Source organism: Microcoleus asticus IPMA8 (assembly GCF_013179805.1).
Classification (GTDB): domain Bacteria; phylum Cyanobacteriota; class Cyanobacteriia; order Cyanobacteriales; family Microcoleaceae; genus Microcoleus; species Microcoleus asticus.
Genome location: NZ_SRRZ01000075.1, coordinates 1 through 20,087 on the forward strand (window position 1 = coordinate 1; position 20,087 = coordinate 20,087).

General features: G+C 46.0%; 23 protein-coding genes. 16 read left to right on the forward strand and 7 right to left on the reverse strand.

What is annotated here, in order from left to right; genetic code table 11:
- Positions 1-477 precede the first annotated feature (477 nt).
- Complete coding sequence (locus E5S67_RS33480; protein WP_246276874.1) at positions 478-981, forward strand: helix-turn-helix domain-containing protein; 504 nt, start codon at positions 478-480, stop codon at positions 979-981.
- Positions 982-991: 10 nt separating this feature from the next.
- On the forward strand, positions 992-1,570 hold the full coding sequence (locus E5S67_RS33485) for an RNA-guided endonuclease InsQ/TnpB family protein (protein WP_246276875.1): 579 nt from the start codon (positions 992-994) through the stop codon (positions 1,568-1,570).
- 118 nt (positions 1,571-1,688) lie between these two features.
- Here E5S67_RS33485 and E5S67_RS19495 read toward each other — a convergent pair whose 3' ends face one another.
- From E5S67_RS19495 to E5S67_RS19505, 3 genes are all read right to left on the reverse strand, one after another.
- Positions 1,689-2,471, reverse strand: a complete 783-nt coding sequence (locus E5S67_RS19495) for a PspA/IM30 family protein (RefSeq protein WP_172190031.1) — start codon at positions 2,469-2,471, stop codon at positions 1,689-1,691.
- A 299-nt stretch (positions 2,472-2,770) separates the two neighbouring features.
- The gene (locus E5S67_RS19500) at positions 2,771-3,475 is read right to left on the reverse strand and encodes a PspA/IM30 family protein (RefSeq protein ID WP_172190033.1); all 705 of its coding nucleotides are present in this window, start codon (positions 3,473-3,475) and stop codon (positions 2,771-2,773) included.
- A 269-nt stretch (positions 3,476-3,744) separates the two neighbouring features.
- Entirely contained in the window at positions 3,745-4,968 is a 1,224-nt protein-coding gene (locus E5S67_RS19505) for a hypothetical protein (protein ID WP_172190035.1), read from the reverse strand.
- 486 nt (positions 4,969-5,454) lie between these two features.
- On the opposite strand from E5S67_RS19505, the gene E5S67_RS19510 reads away from it, so the two are divergent.
- The gene (locus E5S67_RS19510; RefSeq protein WP_172190037.1) at positions 5,455-5,784 is read left to right on the forward strand and encodes a hypothetical protein; all 330 of its coding nucleotides are present in this window, start codon (positions 5,455-5,457) and stop codon (positions 5,782-5,784) included.
- Positions 5,785-6,016: 232 nt separating this feature from the next.
- On the opposite strand, the gene menB is transcribed toward E5S67_RS19510, so the two are convergent.
- Positions 6,017-6,850: a 1,4-dihydroxy-2-naphthoyl-CoA synthase gene (gene menB, locus E5S67_RS19515; protein ID WP_172190039.1), complete on the reverse strand. Its 834-nt coding sequence runs from the start codon at positions 6,848-6,850 to the stop codon at positions 6,017-6,019.
- 306 nt (positions 6,851-7,156) lie between these two features.
- The gene (locus E5S67_RS19520) at positions 7,157-7,753 is read right to left on the reverse strand and encodes a TerB family tellurite resistance protein (RefSeq protein ID WP_172190041.1); all 597 of its coding nucleotides are present in this window, start codon (positions 7,751-7,753) and stop codon (positions 7,157-7,159) included.
- 79 nt (positions 7,754-7,832) lie between these two features.
- On the opposite strand from E5S67_RS19520, the gene tadA reads away from it, so the two are divergent.
- From tadA to E5S67_RS19535, 3 genes are all read left to right on the forward strand, one after another.
- Entirely contained in the window at positions 7,833-8,333 is a 501-nt protein-coding gene (gene tadA / locus E5S67_RS19525) for a tRNA adenosine(34) deaminase TadA (RefSeq protein WP_172190043.1), read from the forward strand.
- A gap of 287 nt (positions 8,334-8,620) precedes the next feature.
- A complete protein-coding gene (locus tag E5S67_RS19530) occupies positions 8,621-9,346 on the forward strand; it encodes a lysophospholipid acyltransferase family protein (protein WP_172190045.1) in 726 nt (241 codons plus the stop codon).
- A gap of 201 nt (positions 9,347-9,547) precedes the next feature.
- Positions 9,548-9,916 carry a hypothetical protein gene (locus E5S67_RS19535; RefSeq protein ID WP_422614759.1) on the forward strand — a complete coding sequence of 123 codons (369 nt, stop codon included), beginning with the start codon at positions 9,548-9,550 and terminating at the stop codon, positions 9,914-9,916.
- A gap of 172 nt (positions 9,917-10,088) precedes the next feature.
- Here the strand turns inward: E5S67_RS19535 and E5S67_RS19540 are convergent, their stop codons facing one another.
- Positions 10,089-10,853: an ABC transporter ATP-binding protein gene (locus tag E5S67_RS19540; RefSeq protein WP_246276876.1), complete on the reverse strand. Its 765-nt coding sequence runs from the start codon at positions 10,851-10,853 to the stop codon at positions 10,089-10,091.
- 10 nt (positions 10,854-10,863) lie between these two features.
- Between E5S67_RS19540 and E5S67_RS19545 the strand changes: the two genes are divergently transcribed.
- The 9 genes from E5S67_RS19545 (at position 10,864) to E5S67_RS19585 (ending at position 18,194) form a co-directional block, all read left to right on the forward strand.
- Positions 10,864-11,064: a hypothetical protein gene (locus E5S67_RS19545; RefSeq protein WP_172190049.1), complete on the forward strand. Its 201-nt coding sequence runs from the start codon at positions 10,864-10,866 to the stop codon at positions 11,062-11,064.
- 335 nt (positions 11,065-11,399) lie between these two features.
- Positions 11,400-12,239: a DUF4231 domain-containing protein gene (locus tag E5S67_RS19550; RefSeq protein WP_172190051.1), complete on the forward strand. Its 840-nt coding sequence runs from the start codon at positions 11,400-11,402 to the stop codon at positions 12,237-12,239.
- 183 nt (positions 12,240-12,422) lie between these two features.
- Positions 12,423-13,766 (forward strand): glutathione-disulfide reductase, encoded by a 1,344-nt coding sequence (gene gor / locus E5S67_RS19555; RefSeq protein WP_172190053.1) that lies wholly within the window; start codon positions 12,423-12,425, stop codon positions 13,764-13,766.
- Between the two features lie 159 nt (positions 13,767-13,925).
- Positions 13,926-14,462: an opioid growth factor receptor-related protein gene (locus E5S67_RS19560; protein ID WP_172190054.1), complete on the forward strand. Its 537-nt coding sequence runs from the start codon at positions 13,926-13,928 to the stop codon at positions 14,460-14,462.
- A 406-nt stretch (positions 14,463-14,868) separates the two neighbouring features.
- Positions 14,869-15,459 (forward strand): sigma-70 family RNA polymerase sigma factor, encoded by a 591-nt coding sequence (locus E5S67_RS19565; RefSeq protein ID WP_172190085.1) that lies wholly within the window; start codon positions 14,869-14,871, stop codon positions 15,457-15,459.
- Positions 15,456-15,902: a hypothetical protein gene (locus tag E5S67_RS19570; RefSeq protein ID WP_172190055.1), complete on the forward strand. Its 447-nt coding sequence runs from the start codon at positions 15,456-15,458 to the stop codon at positions 15,900-15,902. The genes E5S67_RS19565 and E5S67_RS19570 overlap by 4 nt, the downstream gene beginning before the upstream one ends.
- Positions 15,903-15,921: 19 nt before the next feature.
- The gene (locus E5S67_RS19575; protein ID WP_172190056.1) at positions 15,922-16,407 is read left to right on the forward strand and encodes a Spy/CpxP family protein refolding chaperone; all 486 of its coding nucleotides are present in this window, start codon (positions 15,922-15,924) and stop codon (positions 16,405-16,407) included.
- A 354-nt stretch (positions 16,408-16,761) separates the two neighbouring features.
- Positions 16,762-17,454 carry a YqiA/YcfP family alpha/beta fold hydrolase gene (locus E5S67_RS19580; RefSeq protein WP_172190057.1) on the forward strand — a complete coding sequence of 231 codons (693 nt, stop codon included), beginning with the start codon at positions 16,762-16,764 and terminating at the stop codon, positions 17,452-17,454.
- A gap of 32 nt (positions 17,455-17,486) precedes the next feature.
- Entirely contained in the window at positions 17,487-18,194 is a 708-nt protein-coding gene (locus E5S67_RS19585; RefSeq protein WP_172190058.1) for an ROK family protein, read from the forward strand.
- 176 nt (positions 18,195-18,370) lie between these two features.
- Here E5S67_RS19585 and E5S67_RS19590 read toward each other — a convergent pair whose 3' ends face one another.
- Positions 18,371-18,655 carry a WGxxGxxG family protein gene (locus E5S67_RS19590; protein ID WP_172190059.1) on the reverse strand — a complete coding sequence of 95 codons (285 nt, stop codon included), beginning with the start codon at positions 18,653-18,655 and terminating at the stop codon, positions 18,371-18,373.
- Positions 18,656-18,838: 183 nt separating this feature from the next.
- Here E5S67_RS19590 and E5S67_RS19595 point away from each other — a divergent pair, with 183 nt between their 5' ends.
- A complete protein-coding gene (locus E5S67_RS19595; RefSeq protein ID WP_172190060.1) occupies positions 18,839-20,044 on the forward strand; it encodes a histidinol-phosphate transaminase in 1,206 nt (401 codons plus the stop codon).
- Positions 20,045-20,087 lie beyond the last annotated feature (43 nt).

Genomic DNA, 20,087 nt, shown 5'->3' on the forward strand with positions numbered 1-20,087 from the left:
TTAAGTTGATAATGCGCCAAGGATATGGCTTTTCTAATTTTAATAATTTCAGGAATCGCGTATTAGCTTGCTTCTCTGATTAGATAAAATTATAACCACAAGTTCAGGAGAGCCAACTTGATTTTACAAAAGCCTCTAGAAGGTTGCACGGGCATGACAGACTCGCCATATTTTATAGTTATTTGCACTTACGCTCGGGCGCGGCCGGCACAATTGCAAGGAATAAAGTTACTCTATCACTTTTTTTAAAGACTTAATTACTTAATTAAACATAAAGATAGTTGACAAAACCGCTATTTTGTGTATTAAACGATTCCTAAAAAAACTCCGACCTCCCCAAGCTAGCGCTGTAGGTCGGCGGAGAATTCTATCAAACCTGCGATCTGAGAAATAGGTAAATTTTGATAGAGCAAGACTTAAGTACCAAATAGTTCGCTAAACTTATTCAGAGTTAATCGCCCTTGAGGAAGTTTTAGTATGTTTGCCGTCAAGCGAGCGCTCAAATTAAATAACGCCGAAGCGACCTTGATGGCAAAACACGCAGGATTCCGGCGCGTAGTATTTAACTTTGGGTTGAATTTACGGACTCAAATGTATGGCGAGGGGAAATTTACAGACTCAAAGATACTCAACGAAGTTAAAAAAGTTCTTACCAACCACGTCAAGAAACAGCCTGAATTAGGCTGGATGAACCAGTTGTCTAGCCGAGTTTATCAAAATGCTTTGATTGATTTGAAAGATGCTTTTAGCCGATATCGCTCTGGAAAAGCAGGTCATCCGAAATTTGCTAGCCGACGAGATGGTCAATCTTTCACTGTTGACTCGTCTAGTGGAAAAGTCCTGCTAATCGCTGGCAACACCATCAAGATTCCTACTTTGGGAACTTTTCGACTTTATGAACCATTAGAATGCGGATTCGTCTCTCAAACTTTTACGATTTCAAAAGAAGGGAGTCGCTGGGAAAGTCTCTTTCTGTGTTGATGCCGAACGTTTGCCAGTTCGACAACCTGAGAACTCTGTAGGGATCGATATGGGCATTAAATCTTTTGCCGCGCTGTCAACTCAGCAGGTCTTTGATGCGCCAAAACCATTAAAGCAAGCGAAAACCAAATTTCCTAAATTGCAACGCAAAGCATCAAAACAGGTAAAAGGTTCCCAAAACCAGCGCAAAACCTACAATAAAATTAGTCTGCGACCTGCGCGGATAGCTCGCATTTGCTTAGATTTCCTTCACAAGCTAACAACTTATTTAGCCCAAACGTTCAAACTAATCAAGATTGAAAGCTTGAACGTTCGGGGGATGATGGCGAATCACAAGTTAGCTGGAGCAATATCAGATCTAGCGTTTTACGAATTCAAACGTCAACTCGATTACAAGTGCCAAATGTATGGAGCTAGTCTAGTGTTGGTAGACCAATGGTTTCCCAGCTCTAAAACCTGTTCAAATTGTGGCAGTAAAAAAGATATGCCACTAAGTCTTCGGATTTTTGACTGTCCTGTTTGTGGCATATCTTTAGATCGTGATTTGAATGCCAGTTTGAATATTTTAAACTGGGAACCCTCGGCTTGAGGGGGATAGCCTACTTATCTTGGGATTAGCCGTCTACCCAACAGGGTAGGAAGTAAACTCCAAATTGTGTCTAAAGATGGCTTTAGACAAGTTTAGGTAAGTTTTATGAAGCAGATTACTACATTTTATTGAGTTCCGATCGCAGCTCTTCCAACTCAGCGTCAATCACCGGACTCGACTCCGAAGTGCTAGCAGCAGTTTTACCCGCTGCCGGCAATTTACCTTGAGACACAGAACCTCCGGTCAGTTGAGCTTTCATCTGAGCCAACTCGTCGTCAACATCACCGCCGCTTTCGAGCAAGCGGAACTGTTCCTCTAAATTGCTGCCGCCGGCGGCCAATTCTGCCGAAGCTCCCGCGCGAGCTTCTATCTGCAAAACTTTTTCTTCCATGCGATCGAAAGCCGCCATTGAACTGCCAGTATTCAAGGTGCCAATGGTATTGTTGAGCTGTTCCTGAGCCTTAGCAGCGGATATCCTCGCTTTGAGCATATCCTTCTTAGTCTTAGCTTCGGAAATCTTGCTCTCCAAACCGATCAAGTTGCGCTTGAGGCTTTCCACCTGAGCCGCTTGCTGATCCAGACTGGCTTTCAGGGTAGCCGCCGTTTCAGCGTGAGACTTTTTGCGCACCAGCGCTTCCCGGGCCAAAGTCTCGTCTCCTTTTTGCAGGGCTAGCTGAGCGCGCTGCTGCCACTGGTTAGACTGAGACTCAGCTTGATTGTACTGAGTCTGAGTGCGCTTTTGAGTGGCGATCGCACTGGCAACGGCTTGACGCAACTGCACCAAGTCTTCCTGCATATCCGTAACGGACTGTTCTAAAATCTTTTCCGGGTCTTCAGCTTTGTTGACCAGATCGTTAAGATTGGCTTTGACGACTCGGCTAATGCGGTCAAATAATCCCATAATGCTATTTTTCCAGGGTGAGGTGTACGAAGTAGGCGGAAAGCAGGCTTTAGGCGCTAGCCCGCAGTTGTGAAATTCACTCTTGTCAGATTTTTAGTGCGATTTAGTTTTTGGCAATTTTTGCAGACAGATAAATCCAGTTTAAAGCGATCGAGTAAGTGGTGCAGGCAAGCTTATTCATGCACCTATCTATTGAGTTTAACTTCGATCCGGGAATTCCCCCACAGGCTTCGAGCCATCTCTAGCTAGGCTGTTGAGAAGTTTTTGCTGGTCTCAACTATTGTTCTGCTGCCTGGGGTTCAGGATGCTGGCGGCTCGCCCGAGGGCAATTTAGGTGTATTTTTGCCCGGAAGCATTTGTGCTTTCATCGCCGCCAACTCAGTATCGACATCCTCGGCACCTTCGAGAGAGAGAAACTTCTTTTCTAAATCGTTAGTTCCGAGTTCTGCGATTGCTTCGGAGCGAGATTCTAGCTGCATGACTTTCTCTTCCATCCGTTCAAACGCGCTCAAAGCGCTGCCTGTATTGAGATTGCCCATCATTTCTTGAAGCCTTTCCGATGCTTGAGCCGATCGAGCTCGGGCAATATACATATCTTTTTTAGATTTTGCCTCGGAAATCTTACTTTCTAGCGCCCGCATATTGTCTTTAAGTTGAGTCACAACAGCGTTTTGCTGCCCGAGACTGGCTTTCATCGCCGTTGCCGTTTCTTGATAAGATTTCCTGCGCGTCAGAGCTTCCCGCGCCAAATTTTCCTCGCCTTTTTGCAAAGCTAGCTGCGCCCGCTGGTACCATTCTGCGGCAGTAGACTCAGCTTGGGAACACTGGCGTTCGGTGCGTTTTTGAGCTGCAATCGCCCCTGCCACAGCTTGTCTGAGCTGCACTAAATCTTCCTGCATATCCATTACAGCCTGTTCCAGAATTTTTTCTGGATCTTCTGCCGCCCCGACCAAACTGTTAATATTGGCTCGAATCACTCGCCAAAGGCGATCGAATAATCCCATGAGGCCCGTCTCCCGATTTTCAACTTTAGAATTAAGACAGAGAAATCACAATTAAAAACTAAAAATGAAAACTCATCAATCGTCTTTTTAATTTTTAATTTTGAAATTTTAATTCCCTCTAAGTTAGGTCGTCATGATTATTTTTAGGATGGGTAGGGCGCGAGCGTTACCCATCAAAACTGAGCAAATGTTGGGTGAAGCGAAACCGAGGGTTCGTGCCGCGGGACCAACCTACTCGCCGATCCTCAGTTTAATTCTCTTTGCCTAATTTATGGCTGATAGTATTGCGGCTTCACCCCTTTTGCTTGCAGTTCTTTCACCAAAAGTTCTGCTGAGGCAGCATCGTTCAAAGCCCCCATTTGGATCTTGACACCCTTTGAGAAGTTCCGCACGTAGGCATCGGGAACTGCGGTTCTGGCTTGCTGCAGCGATTTTGCATCCGTGTAATCGGTGACAACGTAATAGAAACCGTCGGCAGCGCGTGCCGGCCTTCCCAGCGGGGATGCGGCGGCTGGGGATGCGGCGGCTGGGGATGCTGTCGCCGGAGATGCGGCGGCTGGCTGGGCTGGGGAGGGCGTTGGAGGCAGTGTCGGCAGTGTCGGCACTGGCTGGGCGCTGGGGCGGGGACTGGGAAGCAAAGCCGTGCTGATATTGTTGAGTCCTTGTTCTCTCCCTCTGGCGGGGTTGCCATCTTCTGTCGGAATCGGGACAGCCGCGCTGGGACCAGGAGGCGCTGCCGGATTGGGCGGGATTGAGGCTTTTGGCGACGGGGAAGGAATTGCGCTGGCTGTCGGATTGACATTGCTGAGAGTGCTCAAATCTAGCTCGACAAATTCCTTGGATACCAGATTTGGAGCTTTCGGCAGTTCCTTGGTGCTGGTATCTGAGATGGCAGTAGAGGCGGGACTGTCGCTTGGAGAGGGTGAACCGCGATCGAGAAAACGGTTCAGGCCGGCCATCTTAGCCAGACTTGACGGGTGCATGACTGCGTAGCCCAAAGCTGTGCACGACAGCAGAAACAGCAGCATCGAACTCAGTCCCAAGGGAGTTAACAGACTGGCTGCTAAACTGCGTTCGACGGCAGGCTCGGCTTTTGACTCGTCCAAACTTTCGATCAGCTTTTCGCTTGATTCGAGATAATTGTTGGGTGCGAAGGCACTGCTAGATAATTTTGTGCCGCCCCTGGTAGTTGCTAGCGGGCCATCGCCCTGGATGCCGGCAAGAGATAGGGGCAGGGACAGCGGCTGCTGGGTTTCCTCCGCGGCCTCCAGGGGCAAATTTTGGGCTAGCTGTTGCTCGGTTGTGGCTGTTTGCTTGCCAGTACGAACCGATGGGGACACCCACTGTTCGGCTCGCCGCCTGTGCCTTCTGTATGTTGTCAGTTCTGCTTCTAGGTTTACATCCAGACTCCCCAGGACTGCTTGCAAAGCAGGCTTGATTGGGGTTGAAGAGGATTGATGATTTGGGGATTCAACCGAAGAACGCTTACTCATTAGCAAAACTCCTACCGCCTCTGAATTGATTTTAATGTTTTGATTGTAGATAGAAACAAGAAGCTTGAAAACTTGCTTATTTTATGATTAGCTAGTTTTAGCGTCAATGCAACAGGGGCCCGATCGCCTGCTGTCGATCGCTGGCAGCTATCTTTTAATTTTAATTTTAAAACTTAATTGTTTCTGTGTCCCGGAGGCTGCTTAGCGAGACTCGAAGCAGCTTTCTGTATCCGGATATACCGCTTATTTATAACCTCTCATACTCGTTCGGCATTTGTACTTTTTCTTGATCCCTGACCGCTTTATAAACTTTTAATCTGTGTTTTTACCTATACAATGAGCCAAGACTGAGGCAATTGTTTCTAAATATAACAAGATTATAAATAAATTATAAAATTTAATTATGCTCCGGGGATCGCTACAACCCAGACAGCATAAAGGTTGGGATGCTCTAAGGCAGGCTAGCTCTGCAAAGGAGAATTAGAGATGAAAATGATTTCCCTAAGAACTTTTATGCAAACCTCCTTAACTTCACCTTTAACTTCAGCTTGTGGTCACTGCCGTCACTATACCCCTGAGGGCAGACGCGGGGGTGTTTGCGCTTTACTCGGCGGGCCGGTTCAAAGTCACTGGAAAGCTTGTGCTTTAGCGGTTTCGCCTTTTAGGTCATCTTGGGAAAACATAGAACAAATTGGACTGTGGCAAGAATCGACTCTGACGCTGCAGGATGCCACCGTCACTCTTTCCGAGCGCAATGCCTGCCAGCTTACAGGCACAACGTTAACCGAAAAATCGGCAGCAGCAGTATCGGTCTAGTTAGTCGGCTGCCCTGCTGCTCATACCATTATTTTCGATTTTCGATTTTCGATTGGGGAATCACCGATCAGTATCATGGTTTGGATCTGGCAAAGCAGTTTCATTCTTTTTGGGAACTGGTATCAATACTCACACTTTTGTGCGATAGGGTGCATTTGGCTTTACTAACTCATAAAAATCAGCAGTATCTACTTTAATATGAGCGCATAAAAAAACTGATTTCTCCATCCAACTATGGCAGCCAAGGATATTGACTAAAATCAGGTTGCCGTTTTTCTAAAAAGGCTTGTTTGCCTTCGGCGCCTTCCTGCGTCATATAGTACAGCAAAGTAGCATTTCCCGCCAGTTCTTGCAAACCGGCTTGACCGTCGCAGTCGGCATTAAAAGCAGATTTCAAACAGCGAATCGCGATCGGACTTTTTTCTAGAATTTCCGCAGCCCACTGCATCCCTTCTAGTTCTAGTTGTTCGACGGGCACGACGCTGTTGACTAAACCCATTTCTAGGGCTTGCTGCGCGCTGTACTGGCGGCACAAAAACCAAATTTCTCGGGCTTTTTTCTGGCCGACAACTCTGGCGAGATAGCTAGCTCCGAAACCACCGTCGAAACTGCCGACTTTTGGGCCGGTCTGTCCGAAAATAGCATTGTCAGCAGCGATCGTCAAGTCGCAAATTAAGTGTAGAACGTGGCCCCCTCCTATTGCGTAGCCTGCAACTAAAGCAATTACAACTTTGGGCATCGATCGAATCAACTTCTGCAAGTCGAGCACGTTCAAGCGGGGTATGCCACCTTCGTCTACATATCCCGCCGCACCCCGCACGCTTTGGTCGCCGCCGGCACAAAAGGCGTATTTGCCGTCTGTATGAGGCCCCGCACCGGTGAAAAGGACAACGCCGATTTTTGTGTCTTCGCGGGCATCAGTAAAGGCATCGCACAGTTCCTGCACGGTTTTAGGACGGAAAGCGTTCCGTTTGTGAGGTCGATTGATGGTAATTTTGGCGGTGCCACCGCTTTTGTGATATAGAATGTCTTCGTAGGTTTTGGCGGTTTGCCATTCAATTTGCATAATCAATCAATTTTAGATTTGAGACCAAACTGGGTCTATCAAGGCAGCGACAAGTCGCTTTTAGATTTTAGATTGATTCGGTTCAATGGGATACAAGGGTCGATCGACTCTTGCAACAAAAATAAAGCGGGACTTGCGCAGGAACCAGGTTTTTCACCAACATAAGCCGTACAGCGCTCTTGGTAGCGGTTAAAAAACCTGCTTTTTGAGGGTAAGAGCGCGCAAGTCCCGTCTCAAATGGAAAAAGCGTCAAATCCTCGAACTCCTCTCACGACTTTTACTGCGCAAAAATTTATATGCGCTGGATTATTTGCGCAGTAAAAGAGCCAGCAGGTGCTTTGCTGCTTTCGCAAATACCTGATCGCGCGACTCGAATTCGCTGGGATCGAGTAAAGCTTGAACTTCGCCAAAAGCTTCTGAGTCGAGGGTTCCTTCTTTAGTAAATAAAGTGTCTAGGACTGCAATGTGTCTGGAGTCGAGGCCGAGCCGATTTCCCATCGACTGTAAGTACATTTGCTCCCGCAGGTCGATGTGTCCGTCTGCCGCTGACATTTCGTAGCCGGAACCGATGAGCAACAGCTTTTCTGATTCTGAGAACAAAGCTGTCAGGGTTAGCAATTCCGTGGGGTTGAAGTACACCTGCTGTTTGGAGACTCCTTTGACAAGGCGCTGAATTAGTTCTATCCGATCGGGGTCGCCGCTGGCAAAGGCTTTGAGAGTCTTTTGCAGCCGTTCTTCTTCTTCAACTGCGATCGTCCTGTCAATAATCATCACTCCGCGCAGGATCGAAATCAGAGCAGTCAGAAAGACTACCAAAGGAGTGATATCTTGTTCCCGGAGCTTTTGCCGGCTAATGCGACACAACAGCTCAACAACTTCACTGGTGATTGTGGTGGTGTCCATAATTAAAAATGACTCTCTCTTAAGCTGTAATGTAATTTTCTTTCTCGATCTTAAGTTTTTTCTGTTACGTAGGTATGACGTGAATTCTAAAACTGAGCCGTTGTCTATTAGTGATACTACTTATTTTATTCACAAACGCTGGATGGCTAGGGCTGTGGAACTGGCACAAGCAGCCGGTGATGCTGGTGAAGTACCCGTGGGTGCTGCAATTGTTGACGGTACTGGCAAATTGATTGCCGAAGCGCAAAATCGACGAGAGCGAGACTGCGATCCGACTGCTCACGCTGAAATCTTGGCTTTGCGGGCGGCCGGGCAAGTTTTGCAAGATTGGCATCTTAATCAATGCACGCTCTACGTAACGCTGGAGCCTTGCCCGATGTGCGCTGGTGCGATCGTCCAAGCTCGGATTGGCCTGCTGGTATACGGAGCAGATGACCCGAAAACTGGCACGATTCGGACTGCTGCTAATATTCCCGATAGCGCGCATTCGTGTCACCGCTTGGAGGTGCTCGGCGGTATTATGGAGTCTGTTTGTCGCGATCGGTTGCTTTCTTGGTTTGAAGCGCGCCGGAAAAATTAACAGGTAAAATTTTTTACTCTCTTATGAGCGATGTTTAATCGCAATTGACCCTTTAACTGAAATAATAGATCCGTAATTGCCCGCTCAAGCTTTCGAGGTGGCCGACTGGTCTGTATTAATTAATGCTGTCCGGTTGGCTGAGGTTTTACCTGTTAGAGATTATCTCTTGCGGGCGCGATCGCTCGATCGGCACAATGCCAATAGCCAAACTGTCCCGATCCAAAAACTAAAGATTTGTCCAACAACTTACTTTAGACTTTAGATCTCGATAAAGCAGCTTAATTGCTATGCGCCACACCGCCACGATCGCCGTTGAGTCCAGTACATCATCTCTAGTGAAGCCAATGCCTGCCAAGGTAGTATTTAATACCTCTCGCGTTTCTCCTTGGTTAACCTCCTTGCTCTATCCGCTAGGTCACTATATTGTCCTACCGTTTCATTTTGGCAAGATTGAGGTAACCGGACAGGAGCACTTGCCGAAAGACGGGCCTGTCATCTTAGCCCCTACGCACCGTTCCAGATGGGATGCCCTGATGATGCCCTATTCAACCGGACAGATGGTGACTGGACGCGATTTGCGGTTCATGGTAACTGCTGATGAAGTGAAAGGACTTCAAGGTTGGTTCATCAGAAATTTGGGAGGGTTTGCTGTGGATATCAAGCATCCAGCAATTAGCAGTCTTCGTTACGGCGTGGAACTACTCCTCGACAAGCAGATGTTGGTGATTTTTCCCGAAGGCGGCATTTTTCAGGATGGCGAAGTTCACCCGATCAAGCCGGGATTGGCGCGTTTGGCAATTCAAGCAGAGTTGAGCAAACCGGGTTTAGGGGTGAAAATTGTACCGATGAGTATCCGCTATCGCCCGCGCATTCCTCAATGGGGTTCTGAGGTGAAAATTGCGATCGGTTCTCCGATTTCCGTGGCGGATTATGCCAATGGCGGCGGTAAAAAAGAAGCACCATTGTTGACGGCCCAACTCGAAAAGGCTCTTAAAAATCTTGATGAAAGTTGAGAAGAAGGAAGAAGGAAGTTCGGCAACGGATTCTGTAACGGATGTAACGGATGTAGCGGATGTCAGGAATAAGGAAGAAGGAATAAGGAATAAGGAATAAGGAATTATGATATAATGTTTTCTGGTGCTGTCGAGAGATGCAGCACTTATTTTGTTGCTTTCTTATGTCTGTATTAAGTGTGAGCATTAATGGATTGTGCTTTGAACTTTAAGCCTGGTCAAATTGTCAGTTTAGAATGTGGAAATGCGTGCCTGCATTCAGAGGTGATCCAAGTGGTTGAGGCACGTCAAGTTTGTTGGGTGCGCCCTTTAATGTTAGTTGTATTACTGTCAGGGCAGGATTTATCGGCGCAATGGTCGGAAGAATACACTTTATCCGATTTGCGGGATGGTGCGGATTTGCTGTGGCCGGGGAGTTTGTTTCGGGCGGCGCTGGATACCGAGGTAATTTCGCTGTTGAGTCAGTTGCAGTCTCTGGACTCTGAAAAAAAGGATGGTGCGATAGCTTCTCGGCAACTTAGAGAATTTGTCGACCGAGTTTGGGAAGCTTTTCCCAGTGCTTTTCATTAAGCAGATATGTGGCGTTTTGTCTATTAGTCCGCCAGGGGTTGAAAACCCCTGTCTAATAGCTAAAGTCATCGCTATGACGACTAATAACCTGTTCATTCTTCAGTCTCAAGCGAGAGGGACGAAAGTTTGACAAAAAGCGATAGAAATCGCCGACTTTTCGGCGACTATTATACTAAAATACAGCGTGTGAAAGCTCTTCGGGGTTGAGATTATTGTGAATAACTTTACCGTCTCGGAACCAGACAACGCGGCGAGTTTGGCGCGCCACTTCCGGTTCGTGCGTTACCATAACCACAGTCATGCCGCTTTCGTTGAATTCGGTAAAAATATCCATTACTTCTTGAGTAGTTTTTGTATCCAATGCACCTGTAGGTTCGTCAGCCAGCAACAACACGGGACGGTTGACGATAGCCCTGGCGATGGCTACCCGCTGCTGCTGTCCTCCTGATAGTTGATTCGGTCTGTTTTGCAGCCGACTTTCCAGACCTACTTTCGTTAAAGCATCTACTCCCCGTTCGCGTCTTTCTGATGCGGGAATGCCGGCATAAACCATCGGTAACATGACGTTTTCTAAGGCGGTCAATTGAGGCAACAGGTGAAATTGTTGGAATACAAACCCCAATTTTAAATTGCGAATTCCGGCTAATTCTGCTTCGGGCATTTGGGCGACATCTACGCCGTCTAAGTAGTAACTGCCGCTCGTAGGTCGATCGAGACAGCCGATAATATTCATAGCTGTAGATTTGCCCGATCCCGATGCGCCCATAATCGAGCAATATTCTCCTTGTCTTACGGTCAAGCTGACGCCGTTTAAGGCGCGAACTTCGAGGTCGCCAATTCCGTAAACTTTTGTTACCTCTTCCAGACCGACAACAACGGGCTTTGAGAGGACTTGCGGGTCGAAGTCTTGGTATGTATCGGTTTGTAGTTCAGGCATTTTTTTTTCTGTGCGATCGACACAACTAACTACTAAACTAACACTTCCCATCAGTATTCGCGTTCGGGGTGACGGCTGTTTCGACGCTAATGAACAGAATCTCTATCTTCAAGTCATAGTGAATACTTTGACCCGACGTGGAGGTACAGTCGGAGTGGAAAAAAATCTACCAACTCAAGTAGAGGCGATCGCATGGACTATTCAAAGATAACCATCTCTAAGTCTCACAACAAGCCAGTGATTAGTTCATCTGCTTTTATTTTGGTACAATAGTTCGGACTGTTTTTAGTTCGCAGTCTGAAACCCTCGATTTTCCGTTGGTAGCTCGATTGCCGAATGGTCTTGAACCCTTATTCTAGGTTTGCCAATTAAAAACTGTCCGAACTATTGTTGGTAATCACCTGTTAAAAGAATCAGATTTAACGATCGCCCGCAACCAATTTTCATGGGTTTGAGGGTCTTCTTCACCAGGTTGACAGGGCTTGGGTGGAATAGACACCCCAATAGGCTAAACTTGTATCCGATCGCCAAACAGATTACAAAGCAATGACTAATTATACCGATACCAACCAGACCGAGATTTCCAATACAGTCTCATCGAGTCCACAAATTTTATCTTTCCTGAAAATTGTTGAGTATTTATCCCTGGCCGCTTTTGTGGGTGCAGGCATCCTTACCAGAGTTTTTCTAGACAACCAACTTATCGTTATTTTGGGAGCTGTTTTTCTCTCTAGTTTTATTTTTCTGTTCCTGACCAATAGACAATTAGATCGCAACTTTCGGAATAGTGCTAATCAGTTAGATATCCGAAAAAAAGCTCAACTATATAATTATCTATTAAACCCGAATGATGTTTCGGATAACAATCCGATTACCCCGGTGAGAGAAAAGGCTTTACGATATTGCCAGGAGTTGATTGACGACTATAAAAACACTAGAGAGACTTCGAGAAATATTTACTATACTTTCCAATTGGCAACCGTTGTTTTATCGGGAGTCACACCAATTTTAGTATTGGTAGACAAATTGGAACCAGGTCAATCGTTGCTCAAGTGGCTCCCCGTAATTTGTCCCGCTGTCGCCTCCATAGTCGCCAGTATAGTTACCTCCTTTCCTTTTCAGGAGAATTGGATTTCTGCTAACACGACTGTGGAATTGTTAGAAGCGGAACAGGAGAAATTTGTATTAGGAGTGACTCCAGCTTATCGTTGCTATGATGTAGCCGACGAAGCCCAAAATCAACAAATGACAAAAATGGCAATAGAAAACTTTATCAATCAGGTGAATGAGATTCATCTCAAGCAAATCCAAAAACCAGATGAAACAGCGTCAAAGGAGCAGAATACAGAGCTAGCTCAATCTACCGAGTCACAGCAGCAGAGTTAACGAAGCTGACAATACCAGTAAGCAGGTAGGGTTGAGTGACGCTACCTGCTCCCTCAATTAGCTCTGTATGTAGTTCTCAAAATGTAGTTATCAAAAGTGCTCCTCAAAAGCAAAATTTTTGAGCTATGATTAAGAAAAGTTAAGCGTAAACTTGGGAAGTTGGAGATTGTTGGTAACACAATTATGACATACGATTACGACTTGTTTGTGATAGGTGCAGGTTCCGGCGGATTGGCGAGTTCCAAGCGAGCAGCATCCTACGGAGCAAAAGTGGCGATCGCCGAAAATGATTTAGTAGGCGGAACCTGCGTAATTCGCGGCTGTGTTCCCAAAAAACTAATGGTTTACGCCTCAACATTTTCGCACCTTTATGAAGATGCGATCGGCTACGGCTGGAGTTCAGTAGAAAGCAGCTTCGACTGGGCAAAACTCGTCACCACAGTAGACGCAGAAGTGCGCCGACTCAGCAAACTGCACATCAGCTTTCTCGAAAAAGCCGGAGTAGAATTAATTTCAGGATACGCCAAATTTATCGACCCCCACACCGTCGAAGTTGGTGACAGAAAATTTACCGCAGCCAAAATCTTAATTGCAGTCGGCGGAGAAGCGCAAAGAGTCCCAATTATAGGCATAGAACACGCGATTACCTCCCGCGAAATCTTCCTGCTAAAAGAGCAACCAAAACGGTTGGCAATTTGGGGTGGCGGCTACATCGGCGTCGAATTTGCTTGCATTATGAACGGATTGGGAAGCCAAGTAACTCAAATCATCCGGCGCGATCAAATTCTGCACTACTTCGACGAAGAAATTCGCGCTAACGTCCAAGAAGGCATGACTAAGCACGGAGTTGAAATTTTGACAGAAAGCTCGATCAATCACATTGAGAAAACCCCAGAAGGTTTAAAATTAACGCTGTCGGGAAAATCCGAAGGAACGCTAATAGTAGACGCGCTTTTGTCCGCTACCGGGCGCTTGCCCAACTTGGAAAAATTGGGTTTAGAAAACGCGGGAGTAGAAACCGATCAAGGTGCGATCGCAGTTACCAAAGACAGCCGCACCAGCCAGCCGCACATTTTTGCAGTCGGAGATTGCACCAACCGCATCAATTTAACGCCAATTGCGATCGCTGAAGGCCGTGCTTTTGCCGATACAGAATTTGGTAACAACCCCAGATCGATCAGTCACGAAAATGTTGCGTCAGCAGTATTTTCGCAGCCGGAAGCAGCTACAGTTGGCTTAACAGAAGAGGAGGCTAAAGCTAAGTTTCCCGAATCAATTAAGTGCTATACAGCCAAGTTTAGACCGATGTTTCATTCTTTGACAGGTGCAGACGAAAAGACTTTTGTCAAGTTAGTTGTTGAAACTAATACTGACAGAGTTTTGGGCGTGCACATGGTGGGGAAAGACGCGGGCGAGATTATTCAAGGAATGGCGATCGCTGTTAATATGGGAGCTACGAAGAAAGACTTCGACGCGACTATTGGCATTCACCCATCGACTGCTGAAGAGTTTGTTACCTTGCGGTAAAGCGGTGGAAGCCGCCAGGGGTTTCAACCCCTGGCTAATAGCTAAAGTCGGTTAAAATTCAGATATTGCACCATTTTCAAGAACAGGCAGGATGCCTGTTCCACAGCAAAGTAAAATTTTATTGTGGGGTGGGCATCCTGCCCGCCTGTGAAGGGATGAATGAGTGATTCAACTAAACAAAACAAAATTTTAGCATTCTATCTCGGTCAGCAGCCTGATTCGCAAGGTCGGGCGATCGAGGATATTTGGTCGTGGGATTACCAGAAGCTGGAATCCGTGCACAATTACATTCAATGGCTGTTTCCGCTGAGAGAAAAGAGTCGCTTTAATTCCAGTGCTCCTACTTTAAATGATGAGGTAATTCAAGCTTTTAGAACAAGTGAAGAGTTGAGAAATCGCTTACTCCATTCGTTCAAAGTCATGCTAGCGTTTTACGGGTTGGAATGCCGCGAAGGGGAAAACGCAGAAATTGTAATTGCCAAATCGCCAGAATATTTGTCAAGAAAAAGAGAGTGGATTGAAAAATTTAATCACAACTACCTGCGGCTGACAAGGATTCTCACAAGTTTGACAGAGTTGGGATTGAAAAATTACGCTTTAGCTCTTTTCAAATGTTTAGATGAGATTTATAACGAAGACCAAAAAAGTATTGGTTTAGAAACTTATACTTATTGGAAAAATGCTGTAAATAGTTAGAAATCACATCTTGCACCATTGTTAAGAACGGGCAAGATGCTTGTTCCACAATAAAATTGAGTTTTGTGGAACGGGCATCTTGCCCGTTCCTAAACAGGTAGTTGATAATGGTGCAAGATATCAGTTAGGATCAATATTTTAGAATTATCGCTATAGCCAACCCTACGGTCCACAAAAAAACTTAATTTTTGTCGAACAGGCCCGAAAGCCTGTTATGGGCTAGAAACTCACCCACAAGAAAATTAAATTTTTGTAGAACACGCATCTTGGCTGTAGCTGACATTGGTGCAGTTTTACACCCCAAGCGGATTCATGCTCAAAATAATATTTTAAATGATTTGAACCTTTTTCGAGATCGTCCTGTCTAAAGACTTCAGATAACGAACTGGTGGGGGAGACTTCACAGGTGTTAGGTGTGTCAGCCAATGTTTTAACCGATGACTGTTCCGACTCGGACTTAGTTGCTGAGTGTCTAAAGGGCGATCGCACCTGCTTTCGCCACCTTTACCAACGCTACCAAAACAAAGTCAGGTCAACCCTTTACCAACTCTGCGGGCCCTCGCTGCTTGACGACTTAACGCAAGAAGTATTCCTGCGAGTGTGGAAAGGATTGCCCAAACTCAAGCACCAAGACAACTTTTCTACTTGGCTTTATCGAATCACTTGGAATGTGGCTTCTGACCAAAGACAAGCATTTGCTAAGCAGCATTCTTTTGATTCCAAACTCAAAAATCAAGAACAAATGGATCGGATTGTTGTCACAGATCGTACCTCTGACTTGATGCAGTTGCACTATCAAGATTTAGTGCAGCGGGGACTGGAGCAATTGAGCTTTGAACACCGCAGCGTTTTGGTACTGCACGACTTAGAAGACATCCCGCAAAAAGAAGTAGCCCAAATTTTGGGACTGCCGGCGGGAACCGTCAAATCTCGCGTGTTTTATGCCAGAAATGCTGTGCGGCAATTTTTGCAAAAAGAAGGTGTCAGCGAGCTATGAATAACCCAAGCAGCGACCAAGATTTAGTTAATTTCTTGAAGCAAAATCGCCCAAATATTCCTGAAGCTGTACCAGATTTAGAGCAAAAACTTCTAGCAGCAATAGAAAGTAATCAGGCGAGCGTTTTCTATGAAACCCACCACACAAAAACGCAATTAAGTGCGTCAGCTAAGTCAGATAACAGGTTAAAAATATCCTCTGTTTCTAAGTGGGCATTGTCCTCGGCGATTGCTGCTAGCCTGCTAGTTTTTTGGTCTGGCTACCGTCCGTTTGAGACTGCACAATTGCCAGATGAGGAAACAGCTCAGTTAGAAGCATTTTTAGTCAATAACTGGGAGGGTGTACTCCAGGATTCTCCTCAAGAAAATATGACCAATCGCCCGCAAACAGAGTGGTTTAATTTCCCTGTTTCCGCTGACAGCGAACCGCCAACAAATAACTAATCTCAAAGAGGTAATTTTCATGTCAATTCGTCGCATTTCTGCCCTAGCCGTTTTAATGCTGACTCTCGGCAGCACAGCCGCAGCAATAGCAGTTCCCAATCCCCTAGAAGCGGGAACAATTGCCCAAAATCAGCGACCAAATCGACCTGCTGGCAAGGAAGGGGGGATGTTCGAGAAACTTAATTTAAGCGCCGACCAAAAGCAGCAAATGCAGGCAGTTCGCGATCGTTACAAAGACCAAGTTTCCCAGCGGATGCAAGCAGTCCGCCAAGCCAGACAAGAATTGGAAACGATGATGTCCGGCACGGCAAATGCTAGCGAAATACGCGAAAAACACCGTCAAATAATCGGATTGAGGCAGCAATTGGAAGAGGTGCAATTTGAAAGTACACTTGCAATGCGAGAACTGCTCACGCCCGAACAGCGCAGCCAATTAGCTCAACTGATGCAGCAGCGCCGACAAACTGCTAGAAACAGGATGCAAAACGGTCAAAAACCGCAGTAATTGACGAGTAGTTTTGAGTGAATCGCAGGGTGTGCAATACGCACTCTGCGATTTCTTGTTGTAAGCAAGTAGAAATAAATAAATGCAGGCAGCGAGAAAGACAACTTTTCTTTAATCTATGCGATGGCTTTCTCTCTTGGGAAAAGCAGTCTCAAAGCGCAGCATTTTCAATTCTAGGCGAGTCCTTTACTTTTTTATAAACAGTCTCAAATTGCCTAATTTAAATCCCTGCAAGTCCTCGATATTTTCCGAATATGAGTATATATTTTGTTTTAGTTAGTCTTTTAATTTTTTTATTTAATAGCTCATAATAACTTAAGATAATTAGTTGGGAAGTCTCATAAATTTTTCTGGATGAATCTACAGAAAGACTCAAGTTACATTTATTTACACGGATTTGCTTCAAGTCCCAATTCAGCTAAGGCTAGATATTTCCGAGATCGCTTTTCCTACCTAGGAATTGACCTAAAAACTCCCGATCTCAATCAAAACGATTTTTCGGGACTCACTCTCACCCGCCAATTAAACCAAATAGAAACTGAATTTTTGCAAACCCAATCCTCCCAATCTCCCACAGACAATGTAAAAAATCTAGGGGGAGTCACCATAATAGGGTCGAGTTTTGGGGGACTGACAGCGGCTTGGTTGGCCCAGCGACAATTGTCAGTAAAGCAAATAGTTTTGTTAGCACCGGCTTTTGACTTTATCTCGCACTGGCTGCCACTGTTGGGACAGCAACAGTTAGAAAAGTGGCAGTCTGAGAAATATTTGCCGGTTTACCACTACGGCGAACAGCGTCATCTGCCGCTGAATTATCAGTTTTTGGCAGATATGGCTCAATACCCTGAACAAAAATTAATGCGGTCAGTCCCTACGTTAATTCTTCACGGCAAGCATGATACAATAATACCGATTCAAGCTAGCAGAAATTTTGCCGCTAACCGTCCCTGGGTGCAATTAATCGAATTAGAAGACGATCATGCTTTGGGCAATGTCCTAGCGGAAATTTGGGAAGCGATTCAAAAGTTTTGCCAATTCAAAAATTAAAATTTGACCAACTTCCAAGTCTCAACAATCAAATGAGTGAACAAGATCGATCGACTCGCACGTTAGCCGTTGACATTGGCGGAAGCGGCATCAAAGTTATGGTTTTGGACGAGGAAGGCCAACCCCAAACCGAACGCAGCCGTTTAGAAACGCCTCAACCGCCGAAACCGGAGCCCGTACTAGAGGCGATCGCCTCTTTAGCCAGCGGACAAGGGGAATTTGACCGAGTATCAGTAGGTTTTCCCGGCGTCGTCTCTGGTGGCATTATCAAAACCGCAGTGAATTTAGATCCGTCTTGGATAGATTTTGACCTACAAACTACCCTCAAAGATCGCTTGGGAAAACCTGTGCGAGTGGCTAACGATGCCGATATTCAAGGATTGGGAGCAATTGCTGGGACAGGGGTAGAATTAGTAATTACTCTTGGCACCGGTTTCGGTTCTGCCTTATTTGTCGATGGTATCTTGGTGCCCAATCTAGAATTGGGACATCACCCGTTTCGCAAAGGGGAAACTTACGAACAGCAATTAGGGCGATCGGCATTAGATACAGTCGGTTCCAAAAGATGGAATCGCCGTCTGGAAAAAGCGATCGCTTCTCTGCAAAATCTCTTTAACTGCGATCGCATTTACATCGGCGGTGGCAATACTAAAAAGATTGCTGTTGAGTTACCGCCGCAGGTTAAAATAGTACCCAATGTCAGCGGTTTGTTAGGCGGAATTGCTTTGTGGCGCGATTGAATAAGCGGGGTGGGAAAAGTGCCCATCTCTATCAAAGAAACCGGGTTTTTTACCATGATTGAAGACAAAAATCGAGTATTTTAGTAAAAAAAACCGGTTTCTGCATCCAGGAGATTTGATTGGATTTTTGGCTGGTGCGTTAGCGGAACCCTCGAAGAGGATCGCCGTTTAAAAAATTATTCACCCATCGGATCGCGGTAGCGTTTGGGTTCATCCTTGCGAAACAGATTCGCTAAACCGAGGATGCCCAACAAACCCAAAGCACCCCAATGATTGTTGTCGTTTTTGCTTTCTTGAAACGGAGTTCTGTCTAGAACAACTCCATTAGAATCAGTATTGTTCTGTGCGGGAGCAGAGTTAGTTTGAGCTGAGGCAGGCATCGCTGAAGGGAGAACAGCCAAACTCAAAGCTATCAGGGTAGCAGCGGTATTTTTAGATATATCGGAAGGCTTGACTTTCATACTCGGTCTCCAAATATCAGCAGTTACTTTATCAAATTAATCAATTTGCCGCAGCCGACGCATCAATCGATCGACAGAAACTAAATTCCCCCTCTCCTCTTGCTTTCGAGATAGAACAAGCTTTATGCTAAGTTCAGATGCTTGTAAGCAAATTATCTAAAATAAAAAGTCGTAAATTATACCATGCTGCCCTTTATCCGAAAAGATTTAGCCGAACTTACCGCATACACTCCCCATCCGGGTGGCGCGTCAGGAGAACCAGCGCACTCAGAAAGTGCGATTGTCGATCGCCTCGATACCAACGAATGCCCCTACGACTTGCCCGAGGAATTAAAAAAAAAGCTAGCTTGGACTTACCAGCAGTTAATTGAGACAAATCGCTATCCCGACGGAGGACACGCAGCACTCAAAGAGGCGATCGCCCAATACGTCAATGAATCCCTAAATGTCCCCCCCCTTAACAAGGGGGGACTAGGCGGGGTTACACTGCCAAAAACCGCCATTACAGCCGACAATATTTCTGTTGGTAACGGTTCCGACGAACTAATTCGATCGCTCTTAATAGCTACTTGTTTAGGCGGGCAAGGCTCTATTTTGGTAGCGAATCCCACCTTTTCGATGTATGGAATAATCGCCCAAACCCTCGGCATTCCCGTTGTGAGTGTTCAGCGGAAAGAGGAGAATTTTGAAATCGATATCGAGGCGGCTAAAAGGGCGATCCTCTCCGAGGGCTGCGCTAACGACCAAAATCAAAATCCCCCCGTGCGCGCCGTCTTTGTCGTTCATCCCAATTCCCCCACAGCCAATGCTTTAACAACTGATGAAATAGAGTGGTTGTCAAGTTTGCCGGAACAGATATTAGTAGTAATTGACGAAGCTTATTTTGAATTCAGCCAAAATACTTTAGCAGACAGATTGCACCAGCACCCGAATTGGATAATTTTACGCACATTTTCCAAAGCATTTCGACTAGCATCAATGAGAGTCGGATATGCGATCGCCCATCCCGAACTCGCAGCCGCCTTAGAAAAAATTCGCCTCCCCTACAACCTTCCCAGTTTCTCGCAAACCGCAGCCGAGTTAGCCCTAGCGCAGCGGCAGTTATTGCTAGCAACCATTCCCGAAACTTTATCAGAAAGAGCCAAATTAATTGCAGCGCTAACTCAGCATCAAAAATTGCTAGTTTGGCCGAGTGCGGCTAACTTCGTTTACCTGCGGGTAAAAGCCGGTGAGGGCGAATCTGCCGAACAGGAACACAAACAAATAATGCAGCAGCTAAAAGAGGGAGGTACTTTAATTAGGCATACTGGAGGAGGTTTGCGAATTACGGTGGGTAGCCCGGAAGAAAATCAGCGGACAGTCGATCGAATCGCAGCGATTTTGACTTGACAACAACCCTTAAAAATGCTATGAATTCAAGCAAATTACCATG

Coding starts and splice junctions, on each gene's coding strand:
- E5S67_RS19495 (WP_172190031.1), bottom strand. CDS start 2,471: ATGGGATTATTTGACCGCATTAGCCGAGTCGTCAAAGCCAATCTTAAC.
- E5S67_RS19510 (WP_172190037.1), top strand. CDS start 5,455: ATGAAAATGATTTCCCTAAGAACTTTTATGCAAACCTCCTTAACTTCA.
- E5S67_RS19575 (WP_172190056.1), top strand. CDS start 15,922: ATGTCAATTCGTCGCATTTCTGCCCTAGCCGTTTTAATGCTGACTCTC.
- E5S67_RS19585 (WP_172190058.1), top strand. CDS start 17,487: ATGAGTGAACAAGATCGATCGACTCGCACGTTAGCCGTTGACATTGGC.
- E5S67_RS19505 (WP_172190035.1), bottom strand. CDS start 4,968: ATGAGTAAGCGTTCTTCGGTTGAATCCCCAAATCATCAATCCTCTTCA.
- E5S67_RS19580 (WP_172190057.1), top strand. CDS start 16,762: ATGAATCTACAGAAAGACTCAAGTTACATTTATTTACACGGATTTGCT.
- E5S67_RS19595 (WP_172190060.1), top strand. CDS start 18,839: ATGCTGCCCTTTATCCGAAAAGATTTAGCCGAACTTACCGCATACACT.
- E5S67_RS19500 (WP_172190033.1), bottom strand. CDS start 3,475: ATGGGATTATTCGATCGCCTTTGGCGAGTGATTCGAGCCAATATTAAC.
- E5S67_RS19520 (WP_172190041.1), bottom strand. CDS start 7,753: ATGGACACCACCACAATCACCAGTGAAGTTGTTGAGCTGTTGTGTCGC.
- E5S67_RS19540 (WP_246276876.1), bottom strand. CDS start 10,853: ATGCCTGAACTACAAACCGATACATACCAAGACTTCGACCCGCAAGTC.
- E5S67_RS19560 (WP_172190054.1), top strand. CDS start 13,926: ATGAGTGATTCAACTAAACAAAACAAAATTTTAGCATTCTATCTCGGT.
- E5S67_RS33480 (WP_246276874.1), top strand. CDS start 478: ATGTTTGCCGTCAAGCGAGCGCTCAAATTAAATAACGCCGAAGCGACC.
- E5S67_RS19550 (WP_172190051.1), top strand. CDS start 11,400: ATGACTAATTATACCGATACCAACCAGACCGAGATTTCCAATACAGTC.
- E5S67_RS19590 (WP_172190059.1), bottom strand. CDS start 18,655: ATGAAAGTCAAGCCTTCCGATATATCTAAAAATACCGCTGCTACCCTG.
- E5S67_RS19530 (WP_172190045.1), top strand. CDS start 8,621: ATGCGCCACACCGCCACGATCGCCGTTGAGTCCAGTACATCATCTCTA.
- E5S67_RS19570 (WP_172190055.1), top strand. CDS start 15,456: ATGAATAACCCAAGCAGCGACCAAGATTTAGTTAATTTCTTGAAGCAA.
- menB (WP_172190039.1), bottom strand. CDS start 6,850: ATGCAAATTGAATGGCAAACCGCCAAAACCTACGAAGACATTCTATAT.
- gor (WP_172190053.1), top strand. CDS start 12,423: ATGACATACGATTACGACTTGTTTGTGATAGGTGCAGGTTCCGGCGGA.